The sequence below is a fragment of the Sorangium sp. So ce362 genome, assembly GCF_051519845.1.
Lineage (GTDB): Bacteria > Myxococcota_A > Polyangia > Polyangiales > Polyangiaceae > Sorangium.
The window spans coordinates 547,533-562,848 of sequence record NZ_CP150332.1; the positions used below are offsets into that span (position 1 = coordinate 547,533).

Annotated in this window: 23 protein-coding genes and 1 pseudogene; 9 read left to right on the forward strand and 15 right to left on the reverse strand. The window is 72.3% G+C overall.

Features of this window, described 5'->3' with window-relative positions; all coding sequences use genetic code 11:
• Positions 1-54 precede the first annotated feature (54 nt).
• The gene (gene rd / locus WMF17_RS02110) at positions 55-219 is read left to right on the forward strand and encodes a rubredoxin (RefSeq protein WP_437485945.1); all 165 of its coding nucleotides are present in this window, start codon (positions 55-57) and stop codon (positions 217-219) included.
• Positions 220-817: 598 nt separating this feature from the next.
• Positions 818-1,015 (forward strand): hypothetical protein, encoded by a 198-nt coding sequence (locus tag WMF17_RS02115; protein WP_437647787.1) that lies wholly within the window; start codon positions 818-820, stop codon positions 1,013-1,015.
• A 1-nt stretch (position 1,016) separates the two neighbouring features.
• On the opposite strand, the gene WMF17_RS02120 is transcribed toward WMF17_RS02115, so the two are convergent.
• The 15 genes and pseudogenes from WMF17_RS02120 to WMF17_RS02190 all read right to left on the reverse strand — a co-directional run bounded on the left by WMF17_RS02120 (position 1,017) and on the right by WMF17_RS02190 (position 8,623).
• Positions 1,017-1,610 (reverse strand): Uma2 family endonuclease, encoded by a 594-nt coding sequence (locus WMF17_RS02120; protein WP_437647789.1) that lies wholly within the window; start codon positions 1,608-1,610, stop codon positions 1,017-1,019.
• 124 nt (positions 1,611-1,734) lie between these two features.
• A complete protein-coding gene (locus tag WMF17_RS02125; protein WP_437647791.1) occupies positions 1,735-2,319 on the reverse strand; it encodes a hypothetical protein in 585 nt (194 codons plus the stop codon).
• A complete protein-coding gene (locus WMF17_RS02130) occupies positions 2,319-3,137 on the reverse strand; it encodes a Uma2 family endonuclease (RefSeq protein WP_437647793.1) in 819 nt (272 codons plus the stop codon). The genes WMF17_RS02125 and WMF17_RS02130 overlap by 1 nt, the downstream gene beginning before the upstream one ends.
• 27 nt (positions 3,138-3,164) lie before the next feature.
• A complete protein-coding gene (locus tag WMF17_RS02135) occupies positions 3,165-3,413 on the reverse strand; it encodes a hypothetical protein (protein WP_437647795.1) in 249 nt (82 codons plus the stop codon).
• Positions 3,406-4,068 carry an AAA family ATPase gene (locus WMF17_RS02140; protein WP_437647797.1) on the reverse strand — a complete coding sequence of 221 codons (663 nt, stop codon included), beginning with the start codon at positions 4,066-4,068 and terminating at the stop codon, positions 3,406-3,408. Before WMF17_RS02140 ends, WMF17_RS02135 begins: the two co-directional genes overlap by 8 nt.
• Position 4,069: 1 nt before the next feature.
• Complete coding sequence (locus tag WMF17_RS02145; RefSeq protein WP_437647798.1) at positions 4,070-4,267, reverse strand: hypothetical protein; 198 nt, start codon at positions 4,265-4,267, stop codon at positions 4,070-4,072.
• A 22-nt stretch (positions 4,268-4,289) separates the two neighbouring features.
• On the reverse strand, positions 4,290-5,411 hold the full coding sequence (locus WMF17_RS02150) for a tyrosine-type recombinase/integrase (RefSeq protein ID WP_437647800.1): 1,122 nt from the start codon (positions 5,409-5,411) through the stop codon (positions 4,290-4,292).
• Positions 5,412-5,475: 64 nt separating this feature from the next.
• Positions 5,476-5,733: pseudogene (locus tag WMF17_RS02155) on the reverse strand (helix-turn-helix domain-containing protein); the annotation flags it as partial.
• A complete protein-coding gene (locus tag WMF17_RS02160; RefSeq protein WP_437651495.1) occupies positions 5,616-5,864 on the reverse strand; it encodes a hypothetical protein in 249 nt (82 codons plus the stop codon). The pseudogene WMF17_RS02155 and the gene WMF17_RS02160, both read right to left, overlap by 118 nt.
• Positions 5,861-6,151 (reverse strand): hypothetical protein, encoded by a 291-nt coding sequence (locus WMF17_RS02165; RefSeq protein WP_437647802.1) that lies wholly within the window; start codon positions 6,149-6,151, stop codon positions 5,861-5,863. Before WMF17_RS02165 ends, WMF17_RS02160 begins: the two co-directional genes overlap by 4 nt.
• Positions 6,145-6,531 (reverse strand): hypothetical protein, encoded by a 387-nt coding sequence (locus WMF17_RS02170; RefSeq protein ID WP_437647804.1) that lies wholly within the window; start codon positions 6,529-6,531, stop codon positions 6,145-6,147. The genes WMF17_RS02165 and WMF17_RS02170 overlap by 7 nt, the downstream gene beginning before the upstream one ends.
• A 196-nt stretch (positions 6,532-6,727) precedes the next feature.
• Positions 6,728-7,012, reverse strand: a complete 285-nt coding sequence (locus tag WMF17_RS02175) for a hypothetical protein (RefSeq protein WP_437647806.1) — start codon at positions 7,010-7,012, stop codon at positions 6,728-6,730.
• A complete protein-coding gene (locus WMF17_RS02180; RefSeq protein ID WP_437647808.1) occupies positions 7,009-7,518 on the reverse strand; it encodes a hypothetical protein in 510 nt (169 codons plus the stop codon). The genes WMF17_RS02175 and WMF17_RS02180 overlap by 4 nt, the downstream gene beginning before the upstream one ends.
• Entirely contained in the window at positions 7,515-8,078 is a 564-nt protein-coding gene (locus tag WMF17_RS02185; protein ID WP_437647810.1) for a hypothetical protein, read from the reverse strand. The genes WMF17_RS02180 and WMF17_RS02185 overlap by 4 nt, the downstream gene beginning before the upstream one ends.
• Positions 8,079-8,140: 62 nt before the next feature.
• Positions 8,141-8,623 carry a helix-turn-helix domain-containing protein gene (locus WMF17_RS02190; protein WP_437647812.1) on the reverse strand — a complete coding sequence of 161 codons (483 nt, stop codon included), beginning with the start codon at positions 8,621-8,623 and terminating at the stop codon, positions 8,141-8,143.
• 415 nt (positions 8,624-9,038) lie between these two features.
• Between WMF17_RS02190 and WMF17_RS02195 the strand changes: the two genes are divergently transcribed.
• The 7 genes from WMF17_RS02195 (at position 9,039) to WMF17_RS02225 (ending at position 15,265) form a co-directional block, all read left to right on the forward strand.
• The gene (locus WMF17_RS02195) at positions 9,039-9,626 is read left to right on the forward strand and encodes a hypothetical protein (RefSeq protein WP_437647814.1); all 588 of its coding nucleotides are present in this window, start codon (positions 9,039-9,041) and stop codon (positions 9,624-9,626) included.
• A gap of 52 nt (positions 9,627-9,678) precedes the next feature.
• On the forward strand, positions 9,679-11,706 hold the full coding sequence (locus WMF17_RS02200) for a ParB/RepB/Spo0J family partition protein (protein WP_437647816.1): 2,028 nt from the start codon (positions 9,679-9,681) through the stop codon (positions 11,704-11,706).
• Positions 11,707-12,036: 330 nt separating this feature from the next.
• On the forward strand, positions 12,037-12,366 hold the full coding sequence (locus WMF17_RS02205; RefSeq protein WP_437647818.1) for a hypothetical protein: 330 nt from the start codon (positions 12,037-12,039) through the stop codon (positions 12,364-12,366).
• Positions 12,363-12,677 carry a helix-turn-helix domain-containing protein gene (locus tag WMF17_RS02210; protein ID WP_437647820.1) on the forward strand — a complete coding sequence of 105 codons (315 nt, stop codon included), beginning with the start codon at positions 12,363-12,365 and terminating at the stop codon, positions 12,675-12,677. The genes WMF17_RS02205 and WMF17_RS02210 overlap by 4 nt, the downstream gene beginning before the upstream one ends.
• Before the next feature lie 219 nt (positions 12,678-12,896).
• Positions 12,897-14,447, forward strand: a complete 1,551-nt coding sequence (locus WMF17_RS02215) for a hypothetical protein (RefSeq protein WP_437647821.1) — start codon at positions 12,897-12,899, stop codon at positions 14,445-14,447.
• Complete coding sequence (locus tag WMF17_RS02220; RefSeq protein ID WP_437647823.1) at positions 14,431-14,658, forward strand: hypothetical protein; 228 nt, start codon at positions 14,431-14,433, stop codon at positions 14,656-14,658. The genes WMF17_RS02215 and WMF17_RS02220 overlap by 17 nt, the downstream gene beginning before the upstream one ends.
• A 49-nt stretch (positions 14,659-14,707) precedes the next feature.
• Positions 14,708-15,265: a sigma factor gene (locus WMF17_RS02225; RefSeq protein ID WP_437647825.1), complete on the forward strand. Its 558-nt coding sequence runs from the start codon at positions 14,708-14,710 to the stop codon at positions 15,263-15,265.
• Positions 15,266-15,316 lie beyond the last annotated feature (51 nt).

Below are 15,316 nucleotides of genomic sequence, written 5' to 3' on the forward strand. Positions count from 1 at the left end.
AGCCCTTGTGGTAGCGTCTTTCGCGGCTCGCCAAGCCCCTGAGGAGAACCACGGATGAAGAAATATCGGTGCCTGGTCTGCGAGTTCATCTACGACCCGGCGGTCGGCGACCCTGACAGCGGCATCGCGCCGGGGACCTTGTTCGAGCACCTGCCCGACACCTGGGCTTGCCCGGAGTGCGGCGCGACCAAGGCCGATTTCGAGCCGATCGAGGATTGAGCGATCCGCGCCTCCGCCCGTCTCGAGGGGGCGCGCGCCGCGGGCAGCACGGGAGGGCGGGCACATCGGTTGTCCGCCTCCGTGCCTCTCTGTGCTTCGCCGCTCGCGCCGTGTGCCGCACGCGGCGCGCGACAAGCACGGTGCCGTGAGGGCGAGGAGCTCGGCGCGCTGCGATCGGAGCTCACGCCGCTGACACGAGCTCCCTCTGGCGGGCCGCTCAGCGCGCGGAGGCCGCGGATCCGACACCGGACCGGCTCACGCAAGGCATGCGCTCGAGCGCTTGCCTGGGTCGCTTCGCCGTGAGCTCACGCTCGCGGGGATCAGCGATCAGCGACGGTGCGGAGGGGAAAGAAGAACTGCTAAGAAAGAGAACTGGACGGCTTCGAGGGTGGACCTGACAGGGATCGAACCTGCGACCTCTAGAGTGCGATGTTCGTGGTTCGCGGCCGCTGCGGGATCTACGCGGCCGTTTCGGGCCGCTGCGGCCCGTTGGGACGGGCAGGGACGGCAAATCCCTGGCCAGAGCCTGGCCACGCTCGGGAGGCCTCGCCCGCGTGCCGCGTCGGCGGCGCCGAGCTCGGCCTGCTACCCTGCGCGCATGGCTCGACTCCTCCCCGGCTCTGTTCCCGACGCCCTGCTCGGCCGCGACGTGCCGCCGAGCGCGCTCGCGGCCGCTCGCTCTGCCGGCCTCGATCTCGCCGATCCCGTGCTCGCGGACGCCTTCGCCGAGGGCGTGCGCTTCGCCGACGAGCTCCTGGCGGTGGACGACGCGCGCGGCGTCGAGAGCGCGGCGTAGCCTACGTCTCCGTCTCCCAGAGTGTGGCAAGGTCGAGCTCGATCGCCTGGAACGGCGCGATGCGCACCCGCGCCGCCCCGCGGTGCGTCGCCACGGCGGTCCAGCCGCGCGGAGCGAGCGAGTAGACCTCGAGCGTCCGCTCGATGGGGTCGACGAGCCACGCCGTCTGCACGCCCTCGCGCGCGTACACCGGCATCTTGTCGGCCCGATCGACCTTCTCCGTGGACGGGCTCAGCACCTCGCAGACCCAGTCGGGCGCGAGGGAGAAGTGGGCCGTCTTGGGGAGCGCTGGCATGCGCTCGCGGCGCCAGCCAGCGACGTCCGGAACGAGCACCTCCACGTCGCGTGGCGCCGCCGGATCCGGGAAGTGCAGCTCGGGCTCGTTCAGGATCCACCACCCCCCAGGGCCGCCGCGGCCTCGCTGGAACGGGCCGCGGAACTCCCCGATCAGGCCAGAACTGGCGTTCGCATGAGGCGGCGCTGGTCGGGGCATCACGTGCAGCTCGCCGCCGATGAGCTCCGCCACCTTGTTCGGCGGGACGGCCTCCAGGTCCGCATACGTCGCGCGGCGGCGCTTCTCGGCAGGGTGACCCATGGCCAACAGCTTAGCCGATGGTCCAAATGGTACAAATGGTACATTTGTACCATCGGGATCCGCCTCGGTCGCCAGCTCGCCGACGTCTCCAGCGCTGGGCCGCATCGGCCGCGCGCCGTTCGAGTCATCCACCGGACGTTCCCTCATTCGAGTCATCGAAGAGCGCAACCGCGTCAGCGGCGCTCGTCGCCGTGAGGGCGCGCCGGAACCACCGGTGGAGCTGCGCGCGCTCGCCGCAGCGGGAGACCTTGGCCAGCACGACGTCGGATGGCTTGACCCCTCGCATGTGCAGGACCTCGAGGAGCGTCCAGCGTGCTTCCCTCAGCGCTCCGTCCTCATATCCGATCCCCTCCCACGCGAGCCGCGATTCGAGCCACGCCCGCTCGATGGGCTCGGGTGACTTCACCCGCGCAGCCTCTTCGACACCGTCGATCACGCGCGCAGCGCTGATCAAGGTACGGACGGGCAGCGGTTCCTTGAGGCAGCGATCCTCAATGGCGGCGTCCACCGGCAGCGTCGCCCACCCATCGACCTCCGGCGACCACTCGAGAACGCGGGGAATCTCGGGGACGAGACAGATGACCCGTCGGACGCCGCTCTCGACGAGCTCGCGGGCCTTCGTGGTGAACTCGCCCAGGGCCTGCTCTCTCGTCACCTCGAACCAGAGCTCCTCGCTGCCGGACCCATCGGGTGCTGGTTGAGCACTCATCAGCCGTTCTCCTCCGTGTCGTTCACGGGTCCGCCGAGGTCGATCGCTTCGACGGCACTCGTCGCGGTGATGGCGCGCCGGAGCCACCGGTCGAGCTGCGCGATGTCCGTGCAGCGGTGGACCTCGACGCGGACGAGGTCAGGGATCTCGAGGTCCCGCACCTCAAGCGTGGCGAGCACCGTCTTGCGCGCGCGCGCCAGCTCCCGAGCGAGGCGCGCGTCGGTCAGCGCCTGCTTGATCGGCGCTGACGCCTTCAGCAGGATCGCCTCGAAGACGGCTTCGTCGGCGCTCGCGGCGTCGAACGACGCGCGTACGGGCAGCGGCCGCACGAGGCAGCGGTCCTCGATGACGGCGTCCTCCGGCAACCGCGCCCAGTCGTCGTTCTCGCGCGACCACTCGAGCGTGAGCTGCTGCTCGACCACGAGGCAGAAGACGCGGCGCACGCCGCGCCGGACAAGCTCGCGGGCCTTCGTCGTGGGCACGCTCATGGCTTGCTCGCTCGCGACCTCGAACGCGATCTCCTCGAGGCGCCGCCCGCCCGTCTCGGGATCGGGGGCCGCCGGGAAGACGCTCGTGTCGGCGGCGAAGTCCGAGTCGGCCGACGTCCGCGTGAGCATGTCGAGCGCCGCCGTGTAGCCCGGCGCCACGTGGGCTCGGACCACATGAGCGAGGTCGCAGTGGAGCGTCGCGTGCGGCTCGTCGGCAGGCGCCACGATGAGCCGCTGGCCGTGCAGGTACTCGACGCGCGTCTCGGGCGGCGCCAGGCGCTCGTCGACATGCGGCGACCTCGTTAGCAACGGATCGTTCGAGTCATCCATCAGACGTCACCTCCGATCTGACGCCGCTTACCCATCCGCGTCCGCGCCCTGGTCGGCCGCATCCACCTCGACCCCGGCTTCCCGCGCCCAGCCGAGGATCATGCGGCGCATCGTCACGCCCTGCTGGGCGGCCGCGCGCTTGAACGCGGCCCGCGTCTGCGACGTCACCATGATCTTCAGCGGCACCTCCTCCCCCTCGCCGGTGAACTGCCGCGCCGCCGCAGCGGCCGCCGCGCGCGCCTCGCTCGGCCTCGTGGGCCGGACCGGCTCAGCCATCGGCGGCCTCCCTCGGCGACGCGATCGCGCCCCACACCGCCAGGAGCTCGGCCGCGGCGGCCCCGCCCGGCTCCGTCGTGAGCACCGACTCGCCGGCGAGCGCCGCGTCGGGGAACGCCACGCGCGAGCCGACGCTCGGCGCGAGCTCGCCGACGGACTGGAGCGCGTCGCGCGCGGCGCGGCCGCCGCGCGTGCGCTCGTTGACGGCGTTGAGCACGAAGAGCCGCCGGGCGCGCGGGCGGCGCAGCTCGTCGCGCACCAGGTCGGCGGAGTCGAGGAGCGCGAGCGTCTCCGCCGCCGCCCACCAATCGAACGCGCCGGGCCGGAGCGGCACCAGGACGACGTCGGCCGCCACGGCGGCGGCGCGCGAGACGTCGCCGAGCCTCGGCGGCCCGTCCAGCACCGCGACGTCGTAGCCGGCCGTGAGCTCCCGGAAGCGGGGCAGGTTGATGGCCCGGTCGACCTTCGCGCACGCGAGGCCGTCGAGCCTGCTCCGCGCCGCGCGGCTGGCGCTCCAGTCGAGCGCGGACCCCTGCGCGTCGAGGTCGAGCAGCAGGGTCCGGCGCCCCTCCAGGTGCGCCGCGGCCGCGAGGTTCACGGCGAGCGTCGTCTTTCCGACGCCGCCCTTCTGGTTGAGCACCGCGAGCGTCAGCATGTCACCGACCCTCCTCAAGATTCCTCGGTCGGCAACCGGGGCAGAGCGTCCTCGATTCGCTGAGTATCTTCGCCCTGCGCACCAGCCACTCGGCCTCCTGTGCGAACTGGAACGCCTCGTCGACCGAGCCGGACCACGGGCCATGCGCGCCGCACGAGTCGCAGTGGGCGATGAAGACAGGATACTCGATCACGGCCATCGTCTACTCCTTGCACGGTGCCTCACCCCCACCGTCGCCGCGCCGCCGCCTCCGCTGCCCCGACGTCCGGCACCAGCGAGACGGCGCCCCGCGCGCGCTCCAGGTGCTCCGGCAGCAGGTGCGCGTAGAGCTTCGACGTCCGCGTCTCGCTGTGCCCGAGGATCTGTGAGAGCAGGTACATGTCGGGTACGGCCTTCAAAAAATGGGCGGCGAACGTGTGCCGCGCCGTGTGCGGGCCGCCGCGCAGCCCCTTCGCGCCGCAGAGGCACGCGCGCTCGTGGTCCAGCCAGACGGGGCAGGTGCGGTCGTGACCGGCGGCGCGCCGCGCGCGATCGAACTGGAGCTTGGGCCAGCACCTCCACCGCTCGCCCGTGCTGCACGGGAACACCCACGTCGAGACCCGCTCGCGCCGGAGCCACGGCAGCAGCGCGTCGCCGATGGGCACCTCGCGGGGCTCGTTGTCCTTCGGCTGCCACTCCGGCGAGGGCCAGATCCGGATGTGGCCGCGCTCCAGGTCGACGTGCTCCCACGTCAGCGCGAGGGCCTCGCCCTTCCGCATCCCCGTGTTCATGAGGCACACGACGATCGGCAGCAGCTCGGGCGACAGCTCCTCGAGGGCCTCGTAGAGCGCGGCGACCTGGGCCTCGCTCCAGAACGTCACGCGCCCGCGTCCGCGGACCGGCAGCGGCTGGATCGCGAACCGAGCGATCGGCACCGGGATCTCTCGCGCGTACGTGCACACCGCCTGGAGCACGGCGAGCTCGTTGTTGATGGTGCGCGCGCCGCGGCCGTCAGCGAGCCGCCCGCGCTTGAACGCCTCGACCTGGCCCGTCGTGATCGCCGTAAGACGCAGCTCGCCGAAGTGCTCGATCAGCGTCGCGAGCTGGTAGGCGCGCACCTTCCACGTCGAGGCCCGGAGGTGCATCTCAGCGTGAGGGCGGTAGCGGCTCACGCAGAAGTCGGAGAACTTTGGCGCGATCCTGACCTCGGCGAGATCGCCCGCCTCCAGCTCGAGGCGCTTCCGCGCCTGAAACACCTCCGCCTCGCTCTTCATCCCGCGGATCGTCCACTCCCGCTGCCGGCCCCGGACCGACATCACCACGCGCCACGTCCCGCGGCGCCCCGCCTTCGGATAGATCGGCATCACCACCTCGCTGGCCAGCCGGCTTGGCCGCCGCCGGCGGGAAGAGCTTGACGATACCCCACTCGGGGATCCGCCAGCGCCGCCCGACCTTCACCGCCCCCGGCATCCGGCCCTGCGCGCAAAGCTGCGTGATCGTCTTCGGGGCCACCTGGAGGATCGCTCCCGCCTGCTCCGGCGTGAGCACCTTCGGGGGCGCGGGCGCGCTCACCGCGCCTCCGCGATCAGGAGCACGAGCAACAGCGGCGAGACCGCGTCGGTGCGCTCTCTCGTGCGCGCACACGCCGCCGCGTCGAGGCAATGCTCCCCTGATGCGGCCTCGCACACGTCGCAGGGCTCGGCCGGCGGGTCTACGTCCGCGTAGTGCCGCCCCGCGTGCCCCGCTGGCAGCTGGCAGCGCAGCCCACGGGGACCGGGCCTCGCGCAGGGCTCTACGACGACGTCGTCGCGGCTCACGGCGCGAGCTCCCGCGTCGCCGGCGTCGCCGGCGTCGCCAGGTACTGGACCAAGGCCGCGGCGCCCTGGAGCCCCTCCTCGAGCGCGAGGTAGGCCCGCTGCGGCAACGTCACCTCGCCGGAGATGCCGACGATGTGCTTGCCGTTGAAGCGGCCGGTGTCGACCACGTCCCCGCCGCGCGCGAGCTCGATCTCCCCGTCCACGGTCATCCCGGCCGAGTAGCTGACCCCCTCGACCTGCACGTACACGCGCAGCAGCGCCAGACCAGCGAGCACCTCGGTCACCATGACGGGCCTCCCCCGTTCGCTTTGCGCTGCATCGGCACGGGACCGACCAGCCGCCACGGCTTGTCTGGGTCCGACGATCGCGGCGTCGCGATGAACGCCGCACCGTCGAACGCGGTGAGGAACTCCCGCTTTGCGGGGCCGTCGTAGATCATCCTCCCCGACACGGGGAACTCGACGACGTAGAGGTTCCGACCGATCTCCTTGCACGCCACCCCGCGCGAGCGCAGCGGCGTCGGGTCCTCGACGTAGTAGACCCCGTAGTGACCCGAGGGCACGTCGCGCATGGCCTCGCGGATCTCACGCCCCCAGGGCGCGAGCCTGTAGGCCAACCAGAGCACGACGGCGAACGCGCAAGCGACGAGCACGGCTATCTCGACCATGTGGACCTCCGATGCCGACCCCTCGCGCGGCGGGCCAACCTGAGCCCTCCGCGCACCCACATCAGACGCGCTCCCGCGCGCCGCCTCTCTTCCGACGACCTCAATCGCCGCCGGACCAGCCATCTCGCGACGTCGTACGCGACGAGCGCAGCGAGCACCCCGAGCAGCACCCCCGTCACCGGCGCCTCCTCTCGCGCTACGAGGGCTTCCCGCACCCCGCCCCGGACGCGTCCGGCAGCGGCACGGTGACCAGCGACGTGTCGGTGCGACGCGCCAAGAGCTCGAGCGTCGAGAAGAACAACCGCCTCTTCGGCACGCCGCTTCCGAGCGCCACCTGCAACGCGACGTTCACGAGCGCCATGGCGGCAGCCAACCCGGTGCCCGGGTTCCGGTCGAGTCCACGGGCCTCAAGGAACTCGCCTGCGGACTCCGCCACGGCGATGGATAGCCGCTGCGGCCAGTCCGACTCCGGCGCGATCACGAGAGCGCTCCAGCGAGCGCGCAGCGCTCGATCTTCACCGTCGGCTCGGGCTCGCCGCTGTCCTGGGGCGCGGGCTCCATCTCGAGCCAGATCAGCGTGGGGGCCGCGGTGTCCCGCTTGAGCCACCCCGCGTCCTCGAGCGTGTCGAGCGCCGCGCGCAGCTCCTCGACGTCGACGCCGAGCCGCTCTCGGAGCTCGTCGGCATGCACCGGCAGACGCTCCGCGCTGTGCTCCTCCAGGTCGTCCAGCACGCGGCTGAGCAGCCGCGGACCCACCACGCTTCGCATGACGCTCTCCTTCTGCCGGCCGAGCCGGCTCAACTCGCGTTCGATCCCCTCGTGCGCCTGCGCGAGCTCCACGGGCGAGAGCTCGCCCTCCCAGGGGGCGCACGCGTCGCAGTCGAGACACCGCAGCGAACCATCGGGCAGCCGCACCACGGCGATCCGGCGCGTGCTCCCGTGGCGCTCCACGTCCGTCGGATAGACCACGACGCGAGGCCTGTTCACGGCGCCCCCGTCGAGCTGGCGCCCGAGCCGCTACACCGCAGGCAGCGCCCCGCGACGCATCCACAGAACGCCACGCGGTCCAGCTCCCCGTGCCTGAACGAGCCCTGCCCGCCGCACCGCGGGCAGACCCCAGAGCCACCGCAGCCCGCGCACGCCGCCGGCGGGGGCACCGCGTCGCGCACCGAGCGCAGGTCGGCCAGCCGCTGATCCGACGCGCGCATCGCAGCGCTGACCCGCTCCAGCTCCTCGGCGAGGCGCTGGCGCTGCTGCTCCTCGAGCTCGATCTGCTGGTCCGGCGTCAGCGGCTGCGCGGGGTCTCCTCCGCCGGCCGGAGCCACGCGCCAGCCAACACCGTCGCACGCAGCGCAGTCGCCGGCGTTGCACGCGCCGCAGAGCCCTCCACTCCGATGTCGGCCCAGGCCGCTGCAGTTGCGGCACAAGCCGCTCCCCGCGCACGCGGCGCAGCGCTCTCCAGCGACCGGGTAGCTCGCAGGGGCCGGGTCGGTGGGCCGGTCATCGCCCGAATCCGTCGGGTGGTCCTCGAAAGGAACTGCATCCATCGAGACCGAGGGTACGGTTCGTTTTTGTACGTGTCAACTTGTACGTACAGAATCTGCGACGGCTAGCTGCTCTTCTTTCTGCGCACGTGCGTACCCGGCGCCGGCTGGCGCTCGGCCAGCTGCTCGAGCAGCTCCCGCTGCACCTCGATCAGCTTCTCGCCGTAGGCGCGAGGCGGCAGCGCGGCTGGCCGGTCTCGGGCCCAAGCTCGGACGCGCGCCACTGCTTCCGCGGAGACGGCGTCGCCCAGGTACGCAACCGCGATGTCGAACGGGCTCATCGTTGACTCTCGGGTGGAACCACCCTGCCTGATGAGCTCTATGGTCTCCTGCAAGTCGGCCTGTCCATCGAGGTAGGCGTTGATCTGCGCCAGCGTCAGGCCGAAGCCGTCGGCCAGGGCTTGGCGGATCGCCAGCGAGCTCCCCTTGTTGCTGCCCCTCTCCAGGCGAGGGAGTTCGGTGCGTCGGAGGCCTGATCTCTCGGCCAGCTGCTCCTGCGTCAGCTGCATGGCCTTCCGCAGCGCCCTGAGTCGTTCCGCGAGCGTCACGCGCCCGACGGTACCGGGACGGGACTGTAGCACAATTCCCGACCCTGTTCGTACAAGTTGACACGTTCAAAGTTGTACCTTAGCGTCGTGCGGTGCCTGTTCATCGTCCCACCGATGGCGCCCGCGACCTCCGGGCGTACCTCACGCGACGGGAGCTCAGCGTCCCGAAGTTTTGCGAGCTGCACGATCTCGATCGCATCACCGTGCAGCGCGCGCTCAACGGCGAGCGGCGAAGGACCTCAGTCGATTTCGCCTGGGATATTGAGCAAGCCACCGGGGGAGAGGTGCCGTGGCACAAGTGGCGGAGCGTCACCGCACGGAGCGTCACCGCTAGGCCCAAAGACAGGCCGGGGAGTCGTCTCCCCCGGGTGAAGCGGCCGCAAGCCGAACCCGCGCCGGCGCGGAGATCGGCCCGATGAGCCGCCCGCGGAAGCAGAAACGCGGGTCCACCGGCGCCGAGCGCGAGCGGCGCCCGCCGAGCTGGACGCCGGCGACGCTGGCTGTGCTGCGGATCGTCCGCCGGTGGCTGTCGAGCGAAGCCGACGCGTTGCGGAAGGTGCTCGGCGAGTACTGCGAGCTCGAGGACAGCGGGGCCCCGGGGGCAAAGCGCAACCGCGAGGACCTCGAGGAGGTCTACGAGGTCGTGCGCGCGCAGCAGCAGACGCTCGACGCGCTCATCGCGCCGCAGGCCGCGGAGCCCCCGAGCGGGGACGTCGTGGAGATGCTCACCCTCGATGGGGCTCTCGATGTCGTGTGGCAGGCGAAGGCGCGAGCGCGCCGCGGGATGTACCGCCGCGAGCTCGCCGCCGCGACTTCACCCGGGGCAACCGCAGGCGAGCCTGCGACCCGCGGGCAGGAGGGGGAGAGCCGGCAGGCCCGTGAGCCGGCGGGTCCTGCGCGCGGGCCGCGCCGGGCCGAGGGCTCGTCAACGGAAAGCGGGCTCGGCGGTGCGGAACCACCGCCGAGCCCTTCGACCTCTCAGAAAGGCCGCGACGATGAGTAGCACGACTTCTAGCGAACCTCTCCTGCAGCCGTCGAGCCGGATCATCTTCGACGTGCCCGTAGATCGCCTACGCGCGTCGCCCACCCAGCCCCGCACCCGGAATCGCGACGGCGCCGACCTGGTCGAGAGCGTCCGGGAGCACGGCGTCCTCGAGCCGCTCTGGATCCGGAGCTCCACGGTAGAGGGCTCGTACGAGATCATCTTCGGCGAGAGGAGATGGAGCGCGTCCAAGCTCGCGGGGCTCGCCACGGTGCCCGCCGAGCTGCGGGACGACCTGAGCTCCGAGGACATCGTCGCGCTCCAGCTCATCGAGAACGGCCAGCGCGAGGACGTCTCACCGCTCGACGAGGCCCGCTCGTACCGCCTCCTGCAGCAGCGGTTCGGGCGGGCGACCCACGAGATCGCGAGGCTCGTGAACAAGCCCGAGGCGCGCGTGCTGCGGCGGCTGCGGCTGCTCACCCTGCCCGAGGACGCGCAGCGCGCGCTCGAGGGCGGCTCGCTCCAGGTGAGGTCGGCGGAGGCGCTCGCGCGCATCCAGCACCCGGGCGACCGTAACGCCGCCGTCCTGCGCGTCCTCGCCAGCGAGATGAGCCCGCCTGAGGTGACGCGCATGGTCGAGCGCGAGTTCATGCTCCGGCTCGCGGCTGCGCAGTTCGATCGCGACGATCCGGCGCTCGTGCCGGACGCGGGCGCATGCGGGGGCTGCCCCAAGCGGTCCGGCGCCCAGATGCTGCTCTACGCCGAGGCGGGGGAAGAAGAGGACCGGTGCGCGGACCGTTCCTGCTTCGAGGAGAAGAAGCTGGCGCACTGGCAACGCGTCGCCGCCGGTGGCCTCTCGCGCGGCGTACGGGTTGTGGAGGGCGAGGAGGCGGCGCGGCTGTTCCCGGCCGGTCACTTGTCCGGGAAGGCCGCGCAAGAGTTCCACGAGCTCGACGACCCCTGCTACATGGTCGGTCGCGACTTCGCCGCTGTGTCCTCGGACGCTGACGACGCCGAGGCCGAGGTGGCGAAGCCCCCGCGCGCGCCGACGTGGCGCGACGCGCTCCGAGGACTGGACGTCCCCGTGACGCTCGTGCGCGACCCGACCGGCGGCGTGCACGAGCTCGTCCCGCGCGAGGCGGCGGTGCTGGCGCTCGACAGCGCGGGCAAGCTGCCGGCGTCACCGCCGGCGCCGGAGGAGCCGCGCATCGCGCCGAACGCGGGCCGGACGACGGCCGAGGCGCGCATCGCTCGCGCCGCTCAAGAGGCCGCGTACGAGAAGGCGCTCGCGGCGGTCGCCGAGCAGGCGGCCGAGACGAAACCCTCGCTCTCGTTCTGGCGCTTCCTGGTCGCGCTCCTCTTGGAGGTCGTCGGACCGTGGAACCTCAGCGACGTGATCGAGCGTCGGAAGATCGAGGTGCGCGACGACGAGAGCGAGGAGAAGGCGGTCCGGCGCCACGTCACCGGCGTCAAGGAGCCCGAGGCGCGCGCGCTCGCGATCGAGATCCTGGTCGGATCCCAGGGCGACGTTTCCTACGCGCGAAGGGATTCCGCTCTCCACATGGCGGCGACCTTCTACGGCGTGGACCTGAAGAGGATCCACACCGGGGCGCTGCGGCGGGCCCGCGAGACGGCCGCGCAGGATGCGCGCGAAGCGGCTTCGAAGCGCCCGAAGAGCAAGACGCGCCAGGCGGCGGCGAGCTCACCGGCCAAGGCCACCGCGTCTCGCGACAAGCGCCAGGCGGGAGCGAGCGAGGAGGCGTGCGCGGTGTGCGGCTGCACCGAGGACGCGGCCTGCGAGGGTGGATGCTGCTGGGTCGCGCCGACCCTGTGCTCCGTTTGCGGGAGCCTCCAAGAGCGCATCGTCGAAGCGCTCGCCGAGCGGTCGCTCTCCCGCGCGGAGCTCCGCGCCGGGCTCGAGGCGGAGGAGCAACCGTTCGCGCAGCGCACGCCGCGTGCGTGCGACGAGCTGATCGCGCGGAAGGTCGTGCGCGAGCGCGACCACCAGCTCGAGCTTGTGCAGCGCCGCCTGTTCGCCGGCGCGCGCCCGCAGAAGGGACGCAGCACCGGCAGCGCACAGGCGCGCGCGGAGGCCCCGTGAGCCCGCGCTCCAGGCTCGTGGTGCGCGAGCGCCGAGCTTGCTTCAATGGGGCCGCCGCCTTTCAGCGGCGGAGAGGAGGACCGCTGCTCCGACCGGACCTGCTTCGAGGCGCTTCAATGGGGCCGCCGCCTTTCAGCGGCGGAGAGGGTGGACCTGAAGAGGATCCACGCTGCCGCGCTCCGGCTTCAATGGGGCCGCCGCCTTTCAGCGGCGGAGAGATGCCTCCCAGACGTACCTGGAATTTCGCTCGCTTACAACCCGGCCTTCGAGAGGTTCCAGGTCCGCTCCGCGCGCAGGCGCACGCGGAGGCGCTCGGGAGGGAGGTCGGCCATGTCGGGTAGGTACGCTGTGATCCGGGGTGAAGAGCTCCGCGAGCTGCGCGGGCCCGAGCCGCCGACAGGCCGGGACCTTCTGCTGCGACTCGCGGTCGGCGCTCCGATGGACTGCAGCGCGTGGGAGGTGATCCTCCGGTGGGCCGACGTGATCGACTGGAGCCCTCGGCTCGTCTGGCACGCAGCGGAGGCCTTCGCGACGTATGCCCGGGGGCTACGTCTCGAGGAGACCGCCCAGCTCTTCGACCGTGCGGCGCTCTGTGCCGTCGTGGAGCTGGAGTGGCCGAAGGTGCGCCGCGCTGACCTGCGCTCAGGGGCGCCGAGATGAGCGCCGAGCACCATCTCGTCCGCGAGCTGCGCCAGCGCGGGCTCATGCCCCTCGTGCGCGCCGTCGCTCGCGATCACGGCGTCAAGGCAATCGAGCTGCTCGGTCAGCAGCGGGGCCGGGCGCTGCACGCCGCGCGCCGCCGGCTGTGGTCGATCCTGGCGGACAGGTACAACATGTCCTCCATCGAGATCGGCCGGCTCTGCGGCCGCAACCACACGTCCGTGCTCGCTGCGCTCCGGGAGACGGCGCCGTCCGCGCCCCTCGCGCGAGCTCGCCGCGGTCCGCAGCGCTCCGAGGGCGCGGCGGCATGACGTCAGGCGCGCCGGCGCGCTCGGCGGGCGTGCTCTCCGACGTCGAGCGGATGCTGGCCGAGCTCCCGGACGACGGGGGCTGGGTGCTCGAGAGCCTCGCGGTTGAGCGCGCGGGGCTCCCGTGGCGGCGCGCCGGGCCCGCGCTGGCGGTGCTCTGCTCGGAAGGCAGGGCGGAGGTGCGGCATTGGCGCGGACACACCTGGGCACGGAGAAGGATCGATGAGCGACGAGACGGCGAGCGCGCAGCACGATGGGCGCCGCGGCCCCAGCGGGCGAGGTTCCAGCGGCGGGTCGGGCGTCAAGAAGCGTGACGGGTCGGCGCGCAGGACCCGCCGGCTCAGAGGGCCCGAGCGGCGCCGGACCAACAAGGGGCGGTACCGGGTCGTCTGGGTGTCGCTGTGGGGGGACGAGAAGTTCCGCCGCCTGACCGGCGACGCCAAGCTGCTCTGGTTGTACCTGCTGACCGGTCCGGTCGTGACAACCCTGCCGGGACTGTTCGCGGCCGGGCGCGCGCAGCTGGCCGAGGCGCTCAGCTGGCCGGTCGAGCGGTTCGACGGAGCGTTCGCGGAGCTGGCGGAGGCGCGCATGGCGACGGCCGACTGGGACGCGCGCGTCGTCTGCCTGCCGAACGCGTGCCGACACAACCCGCCCGCGAACCCGAACATGGTGCTCTCGTACCGGGCCTACTGGGACGAGATCCCAGAATGTCCTCTAAAATTCGCGGGGTTGGACGCGATCGTCGCGCACCTCATGACCTGCCCCGAGGGCTTCCGCGAGGCCTTCGCGCGCGCGTTCGCGGACGTGCCGCTGCGGTTGCCGGAACGGTTCGCGAACGGTTCCGCCAACGGTTCGCCGAACCAAGATCAGGAACAAGATCAGGATCAGGACCAAGATCAGGAAAAAGATCACTCGAGAGCGCAACGCGCGCGCGCGCCCGCGCAGGAGCGAGGGGTCGATGACCAGGGTGGGGAGGAGGGGGAGGAGGAGAGCGCTCCCGCGCCGGGCCTGAGCCCGGCGGCGGAGGCCATCCTGGCGGAGCTCCAGGCTCGGCCAGAGCTGCGCGAGGTGGCGGAGCCGGACTTCGCGGCGGCGCTGGGGAAGGCGGTCGATGGCGGCACGCAGACGCTCGACCGGGCGCTGGGGGCCATCCGCGAGGGGGCGGTGAAGCAGGCGGCCCGCCGGCGGCCGCCGCAGAAGCTCAAGGACTTCCTCGCCGGGTGCGTGCTGGCCGGGCCCATCGGCCGGCCCGGGCCGGACGCTGCCGAGCTGCCGGAGGGCACGCCAGCCGAGGCGGCGCAGGTGCTGGAGATCTACGCGGAGGCGTGGTCGCGCCGGTACGGCGCCTACTGCGAGGACCCGGACGGCGCCGACCGCGCGACCGCCGGGCGGGTGGCGGCCAAGGCGCACCGGATGGCGGCGGATGCGCCTGGCGCTCCGCCCGAGAAGGCATGGCTTGAGCTGGTCGGGTACTGGGCGAAACGGTTCCTGCGCGAGGAGGAGCACGCGCCGCGCCGGCACCGCCTCGACATGATCCACGGGCACCTGCAGCGCTACCGGACGCCGTGGCACGAGCGCGCGGACCGCGAGCGGCTCGCGAAGACGCGGCCGGCCGAGGAGCACCACGCGGGGCCGCGGTCCGCGGGCGCTCCGTTGGCGCGGCGAGCGGGCGGGGAGGTGCCGCCGCCGCCGGAGCTGCGGCAGCTGCTCAAGCGAATGGAGGGCGCGGCGAGCGGCGAGGAACGGGCGAAGGCCGATGCATCGGCGGCGTGAGGCCATCAAGCCTGGCGACGTGCTTCAGGGCACGGGCGGGCTCCGCGTTCTGGTGCGCGTGGAGAGCGTCGATGGCACCAAGGCGCACTGCACTCTGGTGCGCAGCGGGAATCCCAAGACGCTCTCGTTGGCGACGCTGCGAAGCAAGTACGAACGGGTAGATCACGGCGTGACGGGCGCGACGGTCCTGGAGGAGGAGAAGCGGTCGTGACCAAGATCGGGCGCGCGCAGGCTGGCGCGTTGTCCGCGTGGGGGGGAACATGGACGTGGACTTCTCGTGCGTGTGGCGGGAGCGGGCGCTGATCCGAGCTGCGCTGAGACGGGCGGGGGTCGCCTTGAGCGACGTCGACGACGTGGCGCAAGATGTCCTGTTGGGGGCTTGGCGCGCGCTGCAGGGCGGGCGATTCACCCCACCCGCCGGCGTGAGCGTCGGGGCTGCGCTGCGGCCCTGGCTCCGTGGCATCGCGTGGCGGCAGGCGCGAGATCACCGCCGGAGGTCGGCCCGCCGCGGCGTCGAGCTGCGACCCGACGAGCTGGTCGAGCCGGCGCCGACCGCGGACGCATGCCTCGAGCGCCGGGCCGAGGTCGCGGCCGTGGGCGAGCTCGCCGTCGTCCAGCAGCTCCTGCTCCAGCTCGCGGCGGACGGACACTCGATCGACGAGATCGCCATGACGACCGGCGCCGACCGCAGCACCGCGTGGGCCCGGCTCCGAGAGGCGCGCTCGGCGGCCGCTGCCGCGCTGACGCGACGACGCGCCCGCGAGCGCTTCATGGAGGCCAAGGCTCTCCGGCCGGTGGTGCGCCGGATGAGCGGTTGACGCTTGGTGCGTCGCCCACCCGTGCCCACACTCCCGCGCGGGGAGACATTA

What these genes read in the sequence shown, in the direction of transcription:
- rd (WP_437485945.1), top strand. Translation starts at nt 55, where the DNA reads ATGAAGAAATATCGGTGCCTGGTCTGCGAGTTCATCTACGACCCGGCG.
- WMF17_RS02115 (WP_437647787.1), top strand. Translation starts at nt 818, where the DNA reads ATGGCTCGACTCCTCCCCGGCTCTGTTCCCGACGCCCTGCTCGGCCGC.
- WMF17_RS02120 (WP_437647789.1), bottom strand. Translation starts at nt 1,610, where the DNA reads ATGGGTCACCCTGCCGAGAAGCGCCGCCGCGCGACGTATGCGGACCTG.
- WMF17_RS02125 (WP_437647791.1), bottom strand. Translation starts at nt 2,319, where the DNA reads ATGAGTGCTCAACCAGCACCCGATGGGTCCGGCAGCGAGGAGCTCTGG.
- WMF17_RS02130 (WP_437647793.1), bottom strand. Translation starts at nt 3,137, where the DNA reads ATGGATGACTCGAACGATCCGTTGCTAACGAGGTCGCCGCATGTCGAC.
- WMF17_RS02135 (WP_437647795.1), bottom strand. Translation starts at nt 3,413, where the DNA reads ATGGCTGAGCCGGTCCGGCCCACGAGGCCGAGCGAGGCGCGCGCGGCG.
- WMF17_RS02140 (WP_437647797.1), bottom strand. Translation starts at nt 4,068, where the DNA reads ATGCTGACGCTCGCGGTGCTCAACCAGAAGGGCGGCGTCGGAAAGACG.
- WMF17_RS02145 (WP_437647798.1), bottom strand. Translation starts at nt 4,267, where the DNA reads ATGGCCGTGATCGAGTATCCTGTCTTCATCGCCCACTGCGACTCGTGC.
- WMF17_RS02150 (WP_437647800.1), bottom strand. Translation starts at nt 5,411, where the DNA reads ATGCCGATCTATCCGAAGGCGGGGCGCCGCGGGACGTGGCGCGTGGTG.
- WMF17_RS02165 (WP_437647802.1), bottom strand. Translation starts at nt 6,151, where the DNA reads ATGGTGACCGAGGTGCTCGCTGGTCTGGCGCTGCTGCGCGTGTACGTG.
- WMF17_RS02170 (WP_437647804.1), bottom strand. Translation starts at nt 6,531, where the DNA reads ATGGTCGAGATAGCCGTGCTCGTCGCTTGCGCGTTCGCCGTCGTGCTC.
- WMF17_RS02185 (WP_437647810.1), bottom strand. Translation starts at nt 8,078, where the DNA reads ATGGATGCAGTTCCTTTCGAGGACCACCCGACGGATTCGGGCGATGAC.
- WMF17_RS02195 (WP_437647814.1), top strand. Translation starts at nt 9,039, where the DNA reads ATGAGCCGCCCGCGGAAGCAGAAACGCGGGTCCACCGGCGCCGAGCGC.
- WMF17_RS02205 (WP_437647818.1), top strand. Translation starts at nt 12,037, where the DNA reads ATGTCGGGTAGGTACGCTGTGATCCGGGGTGAAGAGCTCCGCGAGCTG.
- WMF17_RS02210 (WP_437647820.1), top strand. Translation starts at nt 12,363, where the DNA reads ATGAGCGCCGAGCACCATCTCGTCCGCGAGCTGCGCCAGCGCGGGCTC.
- WMF17_RS02215 (WP_437647821.1), top strand. Translation starts at nt 12,897, where the DNA reads ATGAGCGACGAGACGGCGAGCGCGCAGCACGATGGGCGCCGCGGCCCC.
- WMF17_RS02220 (WP_437647823.1), top strand. Translation starts at nt 14,431, where the DNA reads ATGCATCGGCGGCGTGAGGCCATCAAGCCTGGCGACGTGCTTCAGGGC.
- WMF17_RS02225 (WP_437647825.1), top strand. Translation starts at nt 14,708, where the DNA reads ATGGACGTGGACTTCTCGTGCGTGTGGCGGGAGCGGGCGCTGATCCGA.